This is a genomic window from Flavobacterium hydrocarbonoxydans (genome assembly GCF_009789235.1).
Lineage (GTDB): Bacteria > Bacteroidota > Bacteroidia > Flavobacteriales > Flavobacteriaceae > Flavobacterium > Flavobacterium hydrocarbonoxydans.
Genome location: NZ_WSTB01000003.1, coordinates 209,437 through 226,854, shown reverse-complemented (window position 1 = coordinate 226,854; position 17,418 = coordinate 209,437). Strand labels below are relative to the sequence as shown.

Sequence of the window (17,418 nt, the reverse complement as noted above, 5' to 3'; positions counted from 1 at the left end):
GTTATTTTCGGCTTTCACAGATTGCTTTTATTTCTGCAGTCCACTGCTCAGGTGATGTTTCTGGTTTTCCATGCCAGCTTTTTATTACTTTCCCATCAGCATCCAAAAGAAAGGTGAGCGGAAAACTTCCTTCTTTGTTATAAATTTCTGCTAAATCTTCGTTTCGTTTGATTTGTTCCGGAGACCCAATATTTTTCTTCTTTCTAGGAAAATCAGCATTTACCAAGACCAAATTTGCATTGGCCATATCAGTAAAAACTGGACTTTCCAGATAATCCCGGCGTAATACTATACATGGGCCGCACCAATCAGACCCTGAGAAGTTGAGAAGTATTAATTCATTTTTTTCTTTTGCTATTTTTTTAGCATTGTTAAAGTCGGGTTCCCAATTTATCGGTTGTACTGATAATAGGAGTAATAAAGCAATGAGTTTCATTTTACAGTGTTGTTATTAAGGTGTTTACGAAATAACGAATTATGGACTGTCTTATTTTTTTTATTTGCTTAAGATTTGCTTAATTTTCGATGTAAAGCAAAGGAAAGATCTAACGCAGAGTCAGATTGTTTTACCGGCCAGAGTTTCTAAAAATGTAAAAAAAAGAAACTCAAAGCCATGTTATGTAAAGGGGATTTTTTTTGAAAAAATAAGGTACTAAATGAGGCTAAAACATTAATGAAATAAGATTGCTAATCTTTAATCTACTGCCATTAAAATGTTTATTTTAGCTGATGTTTTTTTATAAATTTATATATTATAAAAAATTAAGAAAGATTAGAATCGAAAGTTTTAACGCCTCCAAAATTGGTTTTCAGGTATTCTCTAATCTGAAATTGTGTTTTATTTCGCGAAGCATCTTTCCACTGATTGAAATCGTAGATGTGGATTTGCTTTGCATTAGGATTGGTAAGAAAGGAAATTCTCGCAATAGAATATTTGTATTTTTTTATTTCATTCGAGGTATGTCTGTCTGGCACTACAACAAGGATTGTTTCCCAATTTAGATAATCTTTAGCAATATCGTCTCTTTTATGCAATCCTAAAGTTTCAAAAAAAGCAACTATTTTTTGATCATTGAGTCTGTCAATTTTTTTATCGATGTCTTTAAGAATATTTTCTAAAGTTTTTACATCTGTTATAGCATTCATGGGTAGGGTTCTAATTTCAAAATAAAATTACTTCAAAATAACATACATAATCGATTTGAAGCTATTAGAATGATTCTAAATTTTATTAGGCATTTTTTTGTTTAAACGATAATAAAAACGAAACACATTCATTGTTTTACTTTACATGATCGTTTTGAATCCTTAGACATTTGGTTTAAACGAAAAAAAGACAGAATTAAAAAAAAAAACAATTATAAGTGAGGAATTTGGCGGGGAGAGTTAGTTATTCTCCAACTTAACACAAAAAAATTACCTTTGTTAAATGGAAGAGCTACTGCCCGTTATAGATTATATCTCAAGATATGTTGATTTAACAGATGATGAAAAAAAGCATCTGGCTACTTTTTTGAAAATTACCAGGGTAAAAAAAAGGCAGTTTATTGTTCAGCCAGGTTTTGTCTGCAAACATAAAAGTTATGTTGTAAAAGGCGCTTTTAGAGGTTATCTGATAGACAAGCAAGGCAAAGAACATACGCTGTCATTTGCAATCGAAGACTGGTGGATTTCGGATTACAGCAGTCTGATTTATCAGGAACCTGCTACTTTATTTGTTGAAGCTCTTGAAGATTCTGTACTTATTCAGATTGAATATGAAAATATGCAGAGATTTCTGGAGGAAATTCCAAAACTGGAAAAATTCGAACGCATTATTACCCAGCGTGCCCTTGCTTTTCAGCAAAAAAGGCTTTTGGCAAATTTTACTTCAACAGCCGAAGAGCGATACGACGAATTTATGAGCAAATATACTGCTATTGCAAAACGTGTTCCCCAATACGCATTAGCTTCTTATCTGGGTTTTAGCAAAGAGTATTTGAGCAAAATACGCAATGGTAAAACGTCAAAAAGTTAAACTGGTTCAACCCTATTTCCTAAACTAGTTCATTTTTATTTTTATTGTTCTGTGCCAGATTTGCATTGTCAATAAGGACAAATAATTTTAATTAATAAAAATGAAAAATTCTATTTTAATTGCAGCCCTCTCCATTTTTTTTGTGGCCTGTGATAGCGAAAAAAAGCCAGCAACAGTTCCCGTTTCTTTAGCCAGTAAATACACTGTAACAGATACAGGTCTTTATCCTGAAGGAATTGATTATGATTCGAAAAATGAAAAATTCCTCTTTAGCTCCTTACATAAAGGAGCAATTTATACTATGAATAGTAAGGGCGAAAGTACTGTATTTGCAACCAGTCCTAAACTGGTACTGCCTACAGGAGTTTATACGGATGAAAGTAGAAACCGCTTAATTGTGGCTAACGCTGACTTGGGAATTTCGCAAAAAAGTACTGAGGGAAGCGCCGGAACTATTGCTACGGTAAGTATTTTCAATCTTACTTCCGGTGCATTGATTAAGGAAATTGATTTAAAAAATTTCACCCCAAATGCAGGATCCTGTCTTAATGATATTGCGGTAGATGCTAAGGGAAATATTTATATTACCGATTCCTTTTCTCCAAATATTTATAAAATTGACACCAGTTTTGAAGCTTCATTATTTGTAACCCATAAGCTATTTCAGCCTGCTTCAGGACAATTTGGTTTAAATGGAATTGTTTTTCATCCCGATGGATACTTACTGGCTGTAAAAACGGATGATGCCAGCTTGTTTAAAATTTCTATCTCTAATCCTTCAGCTATTACTAAGGTAACAGGAACCACATTCAGTGCTCCGGATGGTATAGAATTAGATAAAAACAATGATTTAGTTATTGTTGAAAACGGATTGGCTTCTGGCAGTACTTATACTTTTTCAAGTAGTAATAACTGGCAAAGTGCCTCAAAAGTAAATCAAACGATTATTGGGAAAGAAGAATTCCCTACCACTGCAGCACTTGCTTCAGATGGGAATGTATATGTAATTTGTTCTAAATTGGGTAGTTTATTGGCAGGAGATAAAACGCAGTCCTCTTATGATATAATCAGAATAAAGTAAATTTTGATTTATTTTAGATATTAAAAAAGCTCATTTCAGTACGAAATGGGCTTTTTAGTTTTATGACCGTTACAGGACAATTCACAAGCCATTTTAGGTAGGATTTGAAAAAATTAGTGTTTTTTTATGTAAAAGGTATTATTAACTCCAAAAGTTTATGGCGATAATAATGTAAAAATAGCTACTATAATATAATTTTGTGCAGCATGAAGTAACTAACTTTTACTATTATACGATGAACAATACATTTTCTGAAGGCAATCAAATAGGTATCGTATCTACATTCTCAGACCTTATGAATACCGATTTCAAAGGAGAAATGAATGCGTTATGCTGGTACAGAAATTTGGATGGCGATTTTAACGAAATTGTGTCTCAGTTAACTTTAAAAGAAAATATTACGGAAGTTTGCCCTGAAGATCTTATCGCGCTCCAACTATCCGAAAAGGGAAATATAGCAAGAGAAATAATCTTAAATGATTTACAACTTTTATCAGATTTTGGAGCTTCGCCATCTCTTAATTTGCTGAAGTGTTACGAACGCGATGATGAATTTGATTTTATATCCACTGATGTGTATTCGTTTCATGTTGATCGTTCGCCCATTGCAACAGATACTTTTTTATGTACTTATCACGGAACGGCAAGTGATATTATTTCTAATACGCAGGCAGAGCAGAAAATTCTAATTCCAGAAATCCGGGCAAAACTAAAAGAACTGCATGATGGTCCCTCGGAAGAATTCGAAAACTTTTTGAAGGAGAATTATTTTGATTTGCATTATCAGGTACATCCGGATGCAGAGCCTGTTAATTTAGGTTTAGGACATCTTTGGCGATTGGCTGTAGATCATCCAAAACAACAAGTACTGCCTTGTATTCATAGGGCTCCAATAGAAAAAGAAGGAGAATATCGGTTGTTGTTGATTTGTTGAAGGAAATTGTAGTAGAATAAGCCTATTGAAGTGTAATGATTTATCGTAATAAGCAGCTAGCTAATGATTTTTAAATTATAGAGAAAAGGTAAAAAAAAGCCCCATTCCACAATGAAATGCTATTTTTTGTGAGCTCGACTACATCAAAAGCTTTTACTATAGGCTTATAACCAACTCTAATTTTATACTTTATTCTAATAGGTGTTACAGCACCTCTTTGCATCACAATATCAATCCTAAAATGATTTCTGTACATTTTTGTACCCATTTCTGTACTTCCAAAATTTATTTTATTTATAAATTTATGAACTTATAAATAATCTCAAAAAAACTTTTAAAAAGTAAAAACTCAGGCGTCTAATAAAAACGTAATGATACCTTTATAGGTAATCATACGTAAAGAATTTAGACTAAAAGTATTAAACTTCTTTAAAAACTAAAACCACCAAATTTTGAAAAAAAAAATCTTACTGCTCACAATTTTTGCTAATTGTATAGCTCTTCACTCCCAAAATAGAATCATTACTGTTACCAATTCACTTCCTGTAAATCGTGAATTTGAAACTATTGAACTCACTAAAAAAAGCCTTCATCTAAATACTACGGCAAAATTAGAAGAAGTTGCAATCAAAGAAGTTGATACTGATGTATTGCTGCCAACACAGTGTATCGATTATGATAACGACGGAACGATGGATGTTTTATTATTTCAGCCAAAAATAAAGGCCTCATCTGCCCAGGATTTTGAAATCATCGCTTCATCAAATGCTTCTTTGCCTAAGAATATTAATTGTTATTCGAGATTTGTTCCGGAAAGAACAGACGATTACGCTTGGGAAAACGATAAAGTAGCCTTTAGAACGTATGGACCAACAGCTCAAAAAATGGTCGAAGAAAAGGTAGCCGGGGGAACTTTAACCAGTGGAATTGATGCCTGGCTAAAAAGAGTTGACTACCCGATCATCAATAAATGGTACGAAAAAACAACCTCAAAAACAGGGACTTATCATGAAGACACTGGTGAAGGTTTGGATAATTTTCATGTAGGAGATAGTCGTGGTGTAGGTGGAATTGCTGTTAAAAGCCATGATAATTATTGTTTTTCTAAAAATTTTATCAGTTGGAAAACCATTTCTACAGGACCAATAAGAACCAGTTTTGTGCTTACTTATGCGAATTGGGATGCAAACGGAAAAAAAATATCCGAATCTAAATTGATTAGTCTTGATTACGGAAGTTATCTTTCGCGCTTTGAAATAAATATTACAGGAACAAAATCAATTGCTGCGGGATTAACGCTTCATGATAAAAAAGGCAGTATCGGAACGAATGTGAAAGAAGGCTGGTTAAGTCATTGGGAAAACCTTGATGATTCTGAAATAGGTACAGGATTAGTTGTACCTGAAAATAATCTGAAGAGTTTTGACCATTTTATAACGGATAAGAAAGATTTGAGCAATTTATACGCTAATATCGCTGTAAAAAAGGAAAAAGCTATTTATTACGTGGGTTTTGGCTGGAAAAAAGGATCTCCATTCAAGACCCAACAAGAATGGGAAACTTACCTAAGTGCATTTGCTAATAAAGTAAATAATCCACTTGTTGTAAAGTTGAAAAAATAAAGAATGACTTCACAGATAAAAAAATATTTCCTCCCCCAAAATACCACCAACCATGAATCGCCAATCCCTTATTATTTTTTGCAGTATTTTTATAAATGGCATTGTGATGGGGCAAAAAATCCCAAAAATACTTACGGATTCGAAGACAGATTACCTTCCTGACTTTAGTTATGCGGGTTATCATTTTGGAGAAAAAACACTTCCTGAATTGGAAGGAAAAATTATCAGTGCAACAGATTTTGGCGTAAAAGCAAATGATGGTTTAGACGATTCAAAAGCATTGCTAAAAGCCATAGATGCAGCAAATTCTATTGATGGCAATGTGGTTTTGCAATTGCCTCCAGGCCGAATTATTCTGAGTGATATTCTATATATCGAAAGAAGTAATTTTGTGCTTCGCGGTGCAGGTTCTTCTGATGCGGGAACTGAAATTTATTGTCCCAGACCCCTCATGTATTGTAAAAATCCTGAATCTTTGTCTGAACTTCGGGAATATTTAACCACTTTTGACAAAAGACAGCGCGAACCGGAAAACAATGTAGATTTACCTTTTTCGCAATATGCCTGGTCGGGCGGTTTTATCTGGACGCAGATTCCTGGCGAAAGGGTAAAATCTTACCTTGATAAATACGAACCAACACCTAATATCCTGGCGAGAGTTAGCTCTGGAAACAGGGGCGGACACATCCTGAATGTTTCGGATATTAAAGGATTAAAAGTGGGCGATATCGTAGAACTTCAATTGTTTAATAAAGACGGAGAAAATGGCTCAATCCTAACCGATCTTTACAAAGGTGCCAATGTAAAACCTGGCTCACATCACTGGAAATTTCCCAAATTGCCTATTGTAAGACAGCAAGTCGAAATTATAAAGATTTCAAAATCAAAAATAACAATAAAAACACCTTTAACGATTAGCATCAAACCTGATTATCAGGCACAATTAGTTGAATGGAAACATTTAAACGAAGTTGGAATCGAACATATTCGTTTTACTTTTCCGGATATTCCAAGAGTAGCACATCACGTTGAGCCTGGAAATAATGCGCTGTTTTTAACACGTCTTTTTAATAGTTGGGTAAAAGATATTAGGATTACAAATTCGGACAGTGGTATTTTAGCCGAAGAAGTGGCGAATATCTCCATACAGGATATTGTTACGGAGGGAACACATCTGGCACATTATACTGTAACTTTGGGTGGTGTTCATAATGTTTTAGTCAAAAATCTTAAAATTTATAATGAGGCAGTTCATCCTTTAAGTTTCAACACCTTTGCTACCAAAAATGTATATCAGCATTGTGAAATTTTTGCAAATCCTTTGTTAGATCAGCATTCTGGAGCGAATCATCAGAATTTATTCGACGATATTAAAGTTCATATAAAGCCAGACGCAGACCATAGTTATGCCTTATTTGGTGGAGGAGGAGCCGAATACTGGAAACCTTCTCATGGACCCTTCAGTACTTTTTGGAATATAATTGTAGAAGTCGAAAACCCAAATGAAATAACCAAACCCGTTTTACTATACGGTATGAAGGATGGACCGTTTGCCAGAATTATTGGCGTTAGCGGAAACCAAAAATTCGAATTAAAATATGAACCCGATGCATATATTGAGTTTTTGAATTCACCGCTGGACGCAATTCCTTCTTTATATGATTATCAATTGCAAAAGCGATTAAAATAATATAATATCGCAAAGTAATTTGAACTTTATGAAATACAAGATACCTTTTTTAGTTTTACTCTTAATTTTTGGGAATGTTTTTTCTCAAACGAAATATCGGTTAAAGAGTTTATCTACTACTGACGGGCTTTCGCAAAGTTCAGTCATAGCCATGCACCAGGACAAATTTGGACAAATGTGGATTGGTACCCGTGATGGCCTTAACAAATATGACGGAAGTAAATTTACTATTTTCAGAAATGATGTTACCAATAAATACTCTATCAGCAATAATGATATTTTATCAATTGAAGAAGACAGGACTGGTAAAATATGGGTAGGGACTTACAATGGTCTAAACTGTTATAATCCGGTAACCAATACTTTCAAAAGATATCTTCATAACAAAACCAATCACACCATAAGCGGTAATGCTACCTGGTCTATCAAAGAAATTGGCAACGAAATGTGGTTTGGAACTTCAAAAGGGCTAACAATATATAATGAAAAAACAAATCGTTTTACGTCTATTTTTCATTCTGATACCGACCCTAAAACCTTGCCAAGCAACAATATACTCGCAATTCTAAAAACTAAAAAAGGAGAAATCTGGATTGGTACAACAAAAGGATTGTGTAAGCTTGTGAGCAGAAAAAATGATAAATTCGTATTTAAAAATTATCCCTTAAATTCGGCTGATTTGCTTACGATTCAGTCACTGGTAGAGGATTCTAAAGGTGATTTGTGGGTGGGGACAAAGAATAAAGGCCTTTTGAAAATTGACCATTCGACAAACCAATTTACAGCTTTCCTGCCCGAACAAAAGTACAAAGAAATCAATACCGATATTCGCTCTCTGGCCATTGACAATCAAGGTTCTTTATGGATTGGAGCGTATGACGGAATGTACATTTTTGGAAAAGATAAAAGCCTTCAAAAAATAAATAATAGTACTAACAGTAACGGAATTGATAAAGTAAAGTCGGTTTTTATTGATAAAAAAGGTTCTGTTTGGATTGGCTGTTATTATAAAGGCATCAATATTTGGGATGTTTCGAATGTTAATTTTTCAAATTACAATCAGAATTCAAAAAAGATTCCGATGAGTTTTGATGTGGTGAGTTCGATTATTAGCGATACCAATCAGAATATTTATTTTGGAACTGAAGGAGGTGGTGTTACTATTTTTAATAAAAAAACCGAAACAACAAGCTACATCAACAGCAAAACGGGGCAAAACAACAAAAATGATATCAAATCGATGTGTCTTTCTGAAGATCATATTTTGTGGATGGGTACTTTTTCTAAAGGATTGTCTGCCTATAATACGCTTTCGAAAAGAATGGAAGAGAGTAGAATTGCGCCTAATTTAAGTGCTTTATTGAAAGAAACGGGTGTTTATTCTATTAAAAATGAAGGCAATGGAATTTTATGGATTGGAACTTTTGGCAAAGGACTGATTCGGTACAATACTGTTACAAAAGACTTTTTGGTTATTAATAATGATAATAAAAGCCAAAATTTAATTACCAATAATATTATTCGTACTATTTTGGTTGATAAAAATAAATTTTTATGGATTGGAACTCAAAACGGATTAAATCGGATTTCGTTAAAAAAGTTTCAGCAAAATAAATATCAGATACAACATTTCTTTTTTGACGCTGCTGCTTTAGCAGGCGACGATATTCTGACGCTTTTTCAGGATAGCCAAAATAAAATTTGGGTTGGAACCAAAGCAAAAGGCCTTCATTATTTTGATGGAAAAAAATTCAATAAAATTAATTTAAAAGTTGGTAATACAGCTATCACGTCTATACATTCTATACTGGAAGATGATGATAAAAACTTTTGGATTAGTACCAATCAGGGCATTATAAAGTACAATACAAGAAGAAAAACGACTATTATTTACGATCAGAAAGATGGTTTAACGAGTAATGAATTTAATGATAATTCGGCTCTAAAACTTGATTCAGATGAGTTTTATTTCGGAAGCCCATCCGGAGTGACCTATTTTGACGCCAAAAAAATCTCGATCAATAAATATGCTCCTCAGGTATTAATAACAGATTTGAAAATTAATAATGAAAGTATTCATGCACACGATAAGAGTGAAATTTTAGACAAAAGCATCGGTTATACCAAAACCATTACATTAGACTACGACAAAGCCAATTTCTCGATAAATTTTGCAATACCCAATTACATTCGGTCAAAAAACAATCAATATTTATACCGTATGACTGGCTTAGAAAACAACTGGACCAAAACCAAAAACACCGAAGCCATTTTTGCGATTCAAAATCCTGGAAGCTACACCTTTGAAGTTAAAGGGGCTAATAATGACGGGGTCTGGAACAAAGTTCCTACCAGTTTAACCGTTATTGTAAAACCTGCACCGTGGAGAAGTATTTGGGCATTTTTATTGTATGGAATTATAATTGGTCTGGGATTATACGGATTAATCTGGATCATAAAATCCAAAGCAAGACTGAAACAGAAATTACAACTGGAATATTTGGAAACTGAGCGAATAGAAGAAAATAATCGCTTGAAATTAGATTTTTTCACCAATATATCGCATGAATTTAGAACGCCATTAACGCTGATATTAGGTCCGTTGCAGCAAATTCTGACCGATTATAATGGTACTCACGAAATGTATAAAAAACTATTGGTTATCGAAGGAAGTGCCAATCATCTTTTGAGTTTAATAAATCGTTTAATGGATTTTAGAAAACTTGAAAACCATCAGGTAATGCTCGAATCTGCTGAAGGAAATATTGTAAAATTTACCCGAGAAATCTTTTTATCTTTTATTGAATATGCCAAAGATGGCGGATATAGTTATACTTTCGAATCATCAGAAGAAGAGATTTTAGTGTATTTTGACCGCTATAAATTAGAGCGCGTTTTTTATAATCTAATTTCAAATGCTTTCAGATATACGCCAAAAGGAGGGTCGATTCATCTTAAAATAACACACGACACAGAGAATCTTTTTATTACGATAGAAGATTCGGGTGTGGGGATAGCTGAAGAACATATTGATAAAATTTTTGATTTATTTTTTGAGGTTCCAATGCACAATAACATTCAGAAAAACTATAATAAAGGAACCGGAATTGGACTTTCAATTGTAAAAAACATAGTAAAACTCCATAAAGGAAGTATTGAGGTATTCAATAAAAAAACAGAAGGAGTTGTATTTAAAGTAACTCTTCCTTTGGGCAGGAAACATCTTTTGGACACTGAAATTATAAGTGATTTTAAAATTAGTGATGATATTGATCAGTATAAAGCACAACTAGAAACCTCCGAAATAACAGATCATGAAGATGTGGATGATTTAGTGGTTAATACCGAAAGAAAAACAATACTTATTGTAGAAGACCACAAGGTTTTACGTTCTTTTATGAAAAATTTACTAAAGAAAGAATATAATATTATTGTGGCAGATAACGGAAAAGTAGCGTTAGAAAAAGCACTGCAATTTGTACCCAATTTAATAATAAGCGACGTTATTATGCCTGAAATGGTGGGCACCGAGCTTTGTTCTAAAATAAAAGAGAATATAAAAACAAGCCACATACCGGTAATTTTATTAACCTCCAGATCGTCATTAGTATATAAATTTGAAGGCTTAGAAAGTGGTGCCGATGATTACATCAGTAAACCTTTTAATTTAATTGAATTTAAACTTCGGGTTAAAAATCTATTGAATTCTGCTGAACGTTTAAAAAACAAATTTTCGAGCGAAGACCATTTTAACCCTTCTGAAATCACGGTTTCTTCTCTGGATGAAGAGCTATTAAAAAAAGCTTTTAAAATTGTAGAGGAAAACATCTCGAATGAACAATTTGATATTCCGTTTTTTTGTTCAGAGTTAGGGGTGAGCCGCACCATGTTATTCTTAAAAATTAAAGCCTGGACGAATTTTACTCCAAACGAATTTATTCATGAAATACGATTAAAACGTGCTGCTCAATTATTGGAACAAAACAAATTGAATATTGCAGAAGTGAGTTATAAAGTAGGTTTTAATAATCCAAAATACTTTAGCAAATGTTTCCAAAAACGATACGGAGAAACCCCGTCGCAATTTGCCGACAAATTTTCTAAATCGGCTTCAACAATCTAAAATCCTTAGTTTATAAGGCTTTAAAAAGGGTATCTGTATTTTTAGATACCCTTTTTTGTATTTCTATATTATTTGTGCCCTATACATTTGCGATATGAAAATCACCAAAACAAAATTCGTGTTGCTGCAAATTCTATTTGTCATGCTTATCATCGGAATGAGCTTGTTGTTTTTCTACTTTATCTAACATTAACCTTAAAACCAAAAAATGAATGTTTACAAACTTCAAAAACAAATCGCTTAAATGGTATTTTCTGGTACTCTTTGTACTGGTAAATATTGTTGTAAATGCACAGGACAAAAAAGTTACAGGAAGAATTACTTCCAGTGATGATTTACTCGGGCTTCCAGGTGCAAATGTTTATATCAAAGGATCTTCTGTAGGATCTTCTGCAGATATGGATGGAAATTATACCGTTATAGTTTCAGAAAAAAATGCTGTTTTAGTATTCAATTTTATTGGATATAAAACGGTCGAAATTCCGCTGGGAAATAAAACAGTAGTCAATGTCAGTTTAAAACCGGATACGAAAGCACTTGATGAAGTGATTGTTGTAGGTTACGGAACCCGCAAAAAGAGCGATATTACAGGATCTGTATCATCAGTAACGGCAAAGGAATTAACAGCTTATCCGTTATTAAGTGCAGAACAGGCACTGCAGGGCAGGGCAGCCGGAGTTTCGGTACAATCAAACAACGGAGGCGAACCAGGTTCTCCTGTAAAAATCAGGGTTCGTGGAGGAACCTCAATCAATGCGAGTGGAGATGCACTTATCGTGGTTGATGGTTTTGCGGGAGTTTCTATGCCACAGCCTCAGGATATTGCTTCAATTGAGATTCTAAAAGATGCTTCAGCAACGGCTATTTACGGATCAAGAGGTTCAAACGGGGTTATTATGGTCACCACTAAAAAAGGAAAACCCGGAAAACCAGTTATCGAGTTTAGTAATTCGACTTCGATACAGTCGGTAAACAATAAACTGGATTTATTAGATGCAGATCAGTTTGTAGCGTATAGAAAAAGTTTTACCACACATACTTCTGCCGGGGCTAACACAGATTGGCAGGACGTAATTTACCGTGAGGGAATGCTTTCGAATACTTCCTTATCATTTTCTGGTGGTTCTGAAGCCATAAAATATTATGTATCGGGAAATTATTTTAATCAAAATGGTGTTGTGATTAATTCTGGAATAGAAAAATACACGATCGTTAGCAATTTAGAAGCCGATTTAACCGATAAACTGAAAGTAGGTTTAAATCTTTTTCAAAGTAAACAAAATAAAGACGGAATTGTTAGTCAGACTGGTGCCGGAGGTACAGGAGCTGCCGGTGTAATTGCTTCGGCCTACAGATTTATGCCAGACAAAGGAATCTACAACGAAGATGGTACTTATACCACTACTGCCCCAATAGGAGATAATATTGATAATCCTTATGCAACGGCTATGGAAAACATTCTGGAAACGGTATCATTTGTCAACAGATCAAATTTCTTTGCTCAATACAAAATCACAAACGATCTTGATTTTAAAACTACTTTAGGATTATCAGACTCTAATTCTGAAACAGGAAGATACATTCCTTCAACGCTGATTGCCGGAAAAAATATTAAAGGAGAGGCTTCTGTCAATAATAGCCGAAATTCATCTTTCCTGACTGAAAATTATTTGACTTATAAAAAAGAAATTATAGAAAAAGGAGTTTTAACCGTACTTGGAGGTTATTCCTATCAAAAAAATAAAAACCAAAGTTCGTATGCTGCTGCGAGAGGATTTTTGACGGATACTAATTCCTATCATAATTTGGGTGCAGGAACTGTATTTATGAAACCAAATTCGTCTTTATCTGAAACCGAATTGATTTCGGCTTTCGGAAGATTAAATTTTGATTATGACGACAGATATTTAGTTACGTTTACGGCACGTCGTGATGGTTCTTCAAGCTTTAGTAAAAATTATAAATACGGAACTTTTCCTTCTGGAGCAATTGGCTGGAATGTAAGCAAAGAAGGTTTTTTAATAGATAATAAAACCATTTCAAACCTTAAATTAAGAGCGAGTTATGGTGCAACCGGAAACCCATCAATTGGTGCGTACTCAACTTTATCAAGATTTTCAGAAATTTATGATGTGAGCGGTGATGTTATTGTAAATGCGGTTCAGTTAACCTCTCTGGATAATCCGAATTTGAAATGGGAAACTTCCTATCAGCAGGATTACGGAATTGATTTAGGTTTATTCGAAAACAGAATCAGTCTGACTGCAGATTATTACATAACCAATACCAAAGATTTATTGTTCAACAGACCTTTGCCAGGTGTTTCAGGAATTGGTTCTCAGCTTCAAAATGTGGGCGAACTAGAAAACAAAGGATGGGAATTAGGAATTAATTCTAAAAACTTTACTGGTGCAGATTTTACGTGGTCAACAAACTTTAATATTTCATCCAATAAAAACAAAGTACTCAAACTGGCAGACAACAAAGATCTTTTGATCAACTCAACTCCAGGGCATTTTCTGGCTACAGATTCTCAAATTTTGCGAGTGGGCGAACCAGTTGGTTCTTTCTTCGGATTTGTTTATGATGGTGTAATTCAGCAAGGCGAAACAGTTCTTCCGGGAAATTTTGAAACGATTGCCGGTGGAGAAAAATTTAAAGATGTTAACGGAGACGGAAAACTGGATTCTCAGGATAAAACGATTATCGGCAATCCAAATCCTGATTTTATCTTTGGTTTAAATAATGATTTTACCTATAAAAATATCGATTTGAATATCTTTTTTCAGGGTTCACAAGGAAACCAAATCTTAAATTATACTTTGATGGAACTGGCTTCCGGGAATAATAATGCGACAACCGAAGTTTTAGACGCCTGGACTCCAACCAATACAGATACCAATGTGCCTGTTAATGCGGCCAGAACAAAAAGAGTTACTTCGAGATTTGTTTATGACGGAAGTTATATTCGTTTAAAAAACATTTCTTTAGGATATAGTTTAGACGAAAATATAGTTTCGAAAATCGGGTTGAGCAAAGTTCGTTTTTACATCAGTGCGCAAAATCTTTGGACAATAACAGATTATCCGGGTTCTGATCCGGAAGGAAATTATCTGAATGATACCAATGCGAGAAGTAACACCAACCTGGGATTAGAATATGGAGGTTACCCAAATGTGAGAACTTTTACTTTCGGTTTTAATTTAAAATTTTAGTCTAAAAAATAATATTATGAAAAAATATATAACTTTCCTTTTATTGGGAGTATTCGCTTTTAGCTGTTCTGACCTCGAAGAAAAACCGGTAGGAATTATTGGTCCCGGCAACTTTTTTAACAATACAAATGACTTACAGGCAGCTGTAAATGGAGCTTTTGCCAATATTGCCCACAATAATTATTGGGGACGCGAATTTACGATTGCCCTTATGCTTCGCGATGATATGGCCGATATTGGTGACAGAACCACACAGGCAGCCCGTATCGATGTTAATGATATGACGATGAATGATACGAATGCTCTTGTTGCCAACTTTTGGCCACAATCCTATATCATTATTACTGCTGCTAATCAGGCCATTGAAGGAGCTAAGAAAACGCCTGGAGATCCTGAAAAAGTAAACGCAATTGTCGCTCAGGCTTATTTCGCAAGAGCGTTTACGTATTATCATTTGGTTCGGATTTTTGGAGATATTCCGTACGTTGATTTTGTTGTTAGCGATGTTTCTCAGGTAAATTCTTTAGGCAAAACTAAAGAAGCAGATGTTTATCTAAAAATTATTGCCGATTTAGAATTTGCAAAACAATGGCTGGAAGACAAACCAAAAGCAAAAGCAGTTCCGGGAAAAGGTACTGCAGCAGGATATTTGGCCTCAGTTTACCTTACTTTAGGAAATTATCAAAAAGCGTACGACGAAGCTAAATACGTAATTACAAACGAAACCAAATTTGGTTTGGGTTTAGATGCTGATTTTCAGGATTTATTCAATGCTACAAAAGCGGCTTCTTTAAAGGAACCTATGTTTACCATCGACTTTAATAACTTAAATTCAGGAAATTACGGTCAGGACTATACAGCCTTTTTTACAGGTTCATTAAAAGATGACAGCTACAATTACGGACAAGGATTTTCGGTTGCAGTTCCTTCGCTAAAAGTATTTAATACTTGGGATCAGAGAGATTACAGAAGAGCGGTTAGTTTTGATACTATTATTAGAAAGAAAACAGGACCAGGAGGATCTTTGCAGGTTTATCCATCAAGTGATAACGAAAAAGCACCCCGACCACATATTGCGAAATATTATCGTTTTCCAGGAAAAGCGGGTGCTAACGGAAGAACTTCTGAACACAATTACATTACGATGCGTTACGCAGAAGTATTGCTGACTGCTGCTGAAGCTTTGAACGAAATTAATCCCGGAACCACTGAAGCAGATGGATATGTAAACAGAGTTCGCGCAAGAGCAAGAAATAAAGCAGGAAAAATGGTTTCGTTTCCGGCGAATGTAGCCCCAGGATTATCCAAAAATGATTTTAAGAAAATGGTTATTGATGAAAGAAGATTAGAATTTGCTTTTGAATACATCAGATGGTATGATATCAAAAGGTTAAAAAATGGTCCTGAAGTATTTGGTCCTGATGGCCTGGAACCACACGCAAATTTCAATCCAGCCAAAGATTACCTATTTCCATTACCAGGGACAGAATTGGCAATCAATCCTAATTTACAACCTAACAATCCTGGTTACTAAACATTAGATTAATGCGTATGAATAAAGTTAGTTATACTTTAATTCTTGGGTTTGCATCGCTGGCAACAGCATGCAAATCCGGAATTATTCCTCAGACCAAAAATGCCTCTCCAGCCACAGCTAATCTTTTGGAAACAAGATATAAAATGTTACTGGATTATCCTGTTGATTCGATGTCAATGCCAAGAAGCATAACCCTTAAAACCAATCTGATTAAAAAAGTTCCGTCAAGAGACTGGACCAGTGGTTTTTTTGCCGGGAATTTATGGCAATTGTACCGCCTTACAGGAAATGAAGCCTATAAAAAACAGGCCGAAAAATGGACTCCTTTCAGTAAAAAGGAAAGTGTTAATGATCATTCGCACGACGTTGGTTTCAAAGTGTTTTGCAGTTTTGGAGAAGCGCTAAAAGTGGAAAACAAGCAAGAATATAAAGACGTTATTATAAAAGGTGCGGAAACGTTATGCACTCGTTTTAACGATAAAGTGGGCTCTATAAGATCTTGGGATTTTAACAACGACATTTGGGAATATCCTGTTATTATTGACAATATGATGAATTTAGAATTGCTTTTTGAAGCTTCAAAATTATCAGGCAATAATAAATATCAGGAACTTGCTGTTAAGCATGCCAATACAACGCTGAAAAATCAATTTAGAGAAGACAACAGCTGTTATCATGTGCTGGACTATGATCCGGTTTCTAGAGCAGTAAGAAAAAAAACAACGCTTCAGGGGTACAATGATGATTCTGTTTGGGCACGCGGACAAGCTTGGGCAGTGTACGGATTTACGATGTCGTACCGCTATACAAAAGATGTAGCTTACTTGCAACAAGCCGAAGCAACAGCTCAGTTTTTTATGAACCATAAAAATTTACCTGAAGATGGAATTCCTTATTGGGATTTTAAAGATCCTGGTATTCCAAATGCAGCCCGGGATGCTTCAGCCGCAGCGGTTATGGCTTCAGCTTTATATGAACTTTATGGTTACACAAAAAACAAAAGTTATTTGGCTTTCGCCGATAAAACAATCCAATCGTTAAGTTCCGCTGCTTACGTTTTGAATGCCACGGTAAAAGCACCATTTATACTCGATCACAGCACAGGAAACTGGCCCAAAAATGATGAAATAGACGAACCCATAATCTATGCCGATTATTATTTTCTGGAGGCATTATTAAGAAAAAAAACTTTGTAATTT

11 protein-coding genes are annotated in these 17,418 nt (G+C 34.6%); 9 read left to right on the top strand and 2 right to left on the bottom strand.

Going from position 1 to position 17,418, the window contains the following annotated elements:
• Position 1: 1 nt before the first annotated feature.
• The gene (locus GON26_RS06885; protein WP_160374005.1) at positions 2-436 is read right to left on the bottom strand and encodes a thioredoxin family protein; all 435 of its coding nucleotides are present in this window, start codon (positions 434-436) and stop codon (positions 2-4) included.
• 326 nt (positions 437-762) lie between these two features.
• Positions 763-1,146, bottom strand: coding sequence for a hypothetical protein (locus GON26_RS06880; protein WP_160374004.1), 384 nt, complete (start codon positions 1,144-1,146; stop codon positions 763-765).
• A 283-nt stretch (positions 1,147-1,429) separates the two neighbouring features.
• Here GON26_RS06880 and GON26_RS06875 point away from each other — a divergent pair, with 283 nt between their 5' ends.
• From GON26_RS06875 to GON26_RS06835, 9 genes are all read left to right on the top strand, one after another.
• Positions 1,430-2,017, top strand: coding sequence for a Crp/Fnr family transcriptional regulator (locus GON26_RS06875; protein WP_160374003.1), 588 nt, complete (start codon positions 1,430-1,432; stop codon positions 2,015-2,017).
• 100 nt (positions 2,018-2,117) lie between these two features.
• On the top strand, positions 2,118-3,098 hold the full coding sequence (locus GON26_RS06870) for an L-dopachrome tautomerase-related protein (protein ID WP_160374002.1): 981 nt from the start codon (positions 2,118-2,120) through the stop codon (positions 3,096-3,098).
• A gap of 235 nt (positions 3,099-3,333) precedes the next feature.
• Positions 3,334-4,032, top strand: a complete 699-nt coding sequence (locus GON26_RS06865; RefSeq protein ID WP_160374001.1) for a DUF1826 domain-containing protein — start codon at positions 3,334-3,336, stop codon at positions 4,030-4,032.
• A gap of 452 nt (positions 4,033-4,484) precedes the next feature.
• A complete protein-coding gene (locus tag GON26_RS06860) occupies positions 4,485-5,654 on the top strand; it encodes a DUF4861 family protein (RefSeq protein WP_160374000.1) in 1,170 nt (389 codons plus the stop codon).
• A gap of 106 nt (positions 5,655-5,760) precedes the next feature.
• Complete coding sequence (locus GON26_RS06855) at positions 5,761-7,344, top strand: glycoside hydrolase family 55 protein (RefSeq protein ID WP_230407903.1); 1,584 nt, start codon at positions 5,761-5,763, stop codon at positions 7,342-7,344.
• 28 nt (positions 7,345-7,372) lie between these two features.
• The gene (locus tag GON26_RS06850; RefSeq protein WP_160373998.1) at positions 7,373-11,467 is read left to right on the top strand and encodes a two-component regulator propeller domain-containing protein; all 4,095 of its coding nucleotides are present in this window, start codon (positions 7,373-7,375) and stop codon (positions 11,465-11,467) included.
• Positions 11,468-11,679: 212 nt separating this feature from the next.
• A complete protein-coding gene (locus tag GON26_RS06845) occupies positions 11,680-14,682 on the top strand; it encodes a SusC/RagA family TonB-linked outer membrane protein (RefSeq protein WP_160373997.1) in 3,003 nt (1,000 codons plus the stop codon).
• 16 nt (positions 14,683-14,698) lie between these two features.
• The gene (locus tag GON26_RS06840; RefSeq protein WP_160373996.1) at positions 14,699-16,216 is read left to right on the top strand and encodes a RagB/SusD family nutrient uptake outer membrane protein; all 1,518 of its coding nucleotides are present in this window, start codon (positions 14,699-14,701) and stop codon (positions 16,214-16,216) included.
• A gap of 17 nt (positions 16,217-16,233) precedes the next feature.
• A complete protein-coding gene (locus GON26_RS06835; RefSeq protein WP_160373995.1) occupies positions 16,234-17,415 on the top strand; it encodes a glycoside hydrolase family 88 protein in 1,182 nt (393 codons plus the stop codon).
• Positions 17,416-17,418: the final 3 nt, after the last annotated feature.

Coding starts and splice junctions, on each gene's coding strand:
- GON26_RS06835 (WP_160373995.1), top strand. CDS start 16,234: ATGAATAAAGTTAGTTATACTTTAATTCTTGGGTTTGCATCGCTGGCA.
- GON26_RS06850 (WP_160373998.1), top strand. CDS start 7,373: ATGAAATACAAGATACCTTTTTTAGTTTTACTCTTAATTTTTGGGAAT.
- GON26_RS06880 (WP_160374004.1), bottom strand. CDS start 1,146: ATGAATGCTATAACAGATGTAAAAACTTTAGAAAATATTCTTAAAGAC.
- GON26_RS06870 (WP_160374002.1), top strand. CDS start 2,118: ATGAAAAATTCTATTTTAATTGCAGCCCTCTCCATTTTTTTTGTGGCC.
- GON26_RS06875 (WP_160374003.1), top strand. CDS start 1,430: ATGGAAGAGCTACTGCCCGTTATAGATTATATCTCAAGATATGTTGAT.
- GON26_RS06840 (WP_160373996.1), top strand. CDS start 14,699: ATGAAAAAATATATAACTTTCCTTTTATTGGGAGTATTCGCTTTTAGC.
- GON26_RS06865 (WP_160374001.1), top strand. CDS start 3,334: ATGAACAATACATTTTCTGAAGGCAATCAAATAGGTATCGTATCTACA.
- GON26_RS06855 (WP_230407903.1), top strand. CDS start 5,761: ATGGGGCAAAAAATCCCAAAAATACTTACGGATTCGAAGACAGATTAC.
- GON26_RS06845 (WP_160373997.1), top strand. CDS start 11,680: ATGTTTACAAACTTCAAAAACAAATCGCTTAAATGGTATTTTCTGGTA.
- GON26_RS06885 (WP_160374005.1), bottom strand. CDS start 436: ATGAAACTCATTGCTTTATTACTCCTATTATCAGTACAACCGATAAAT.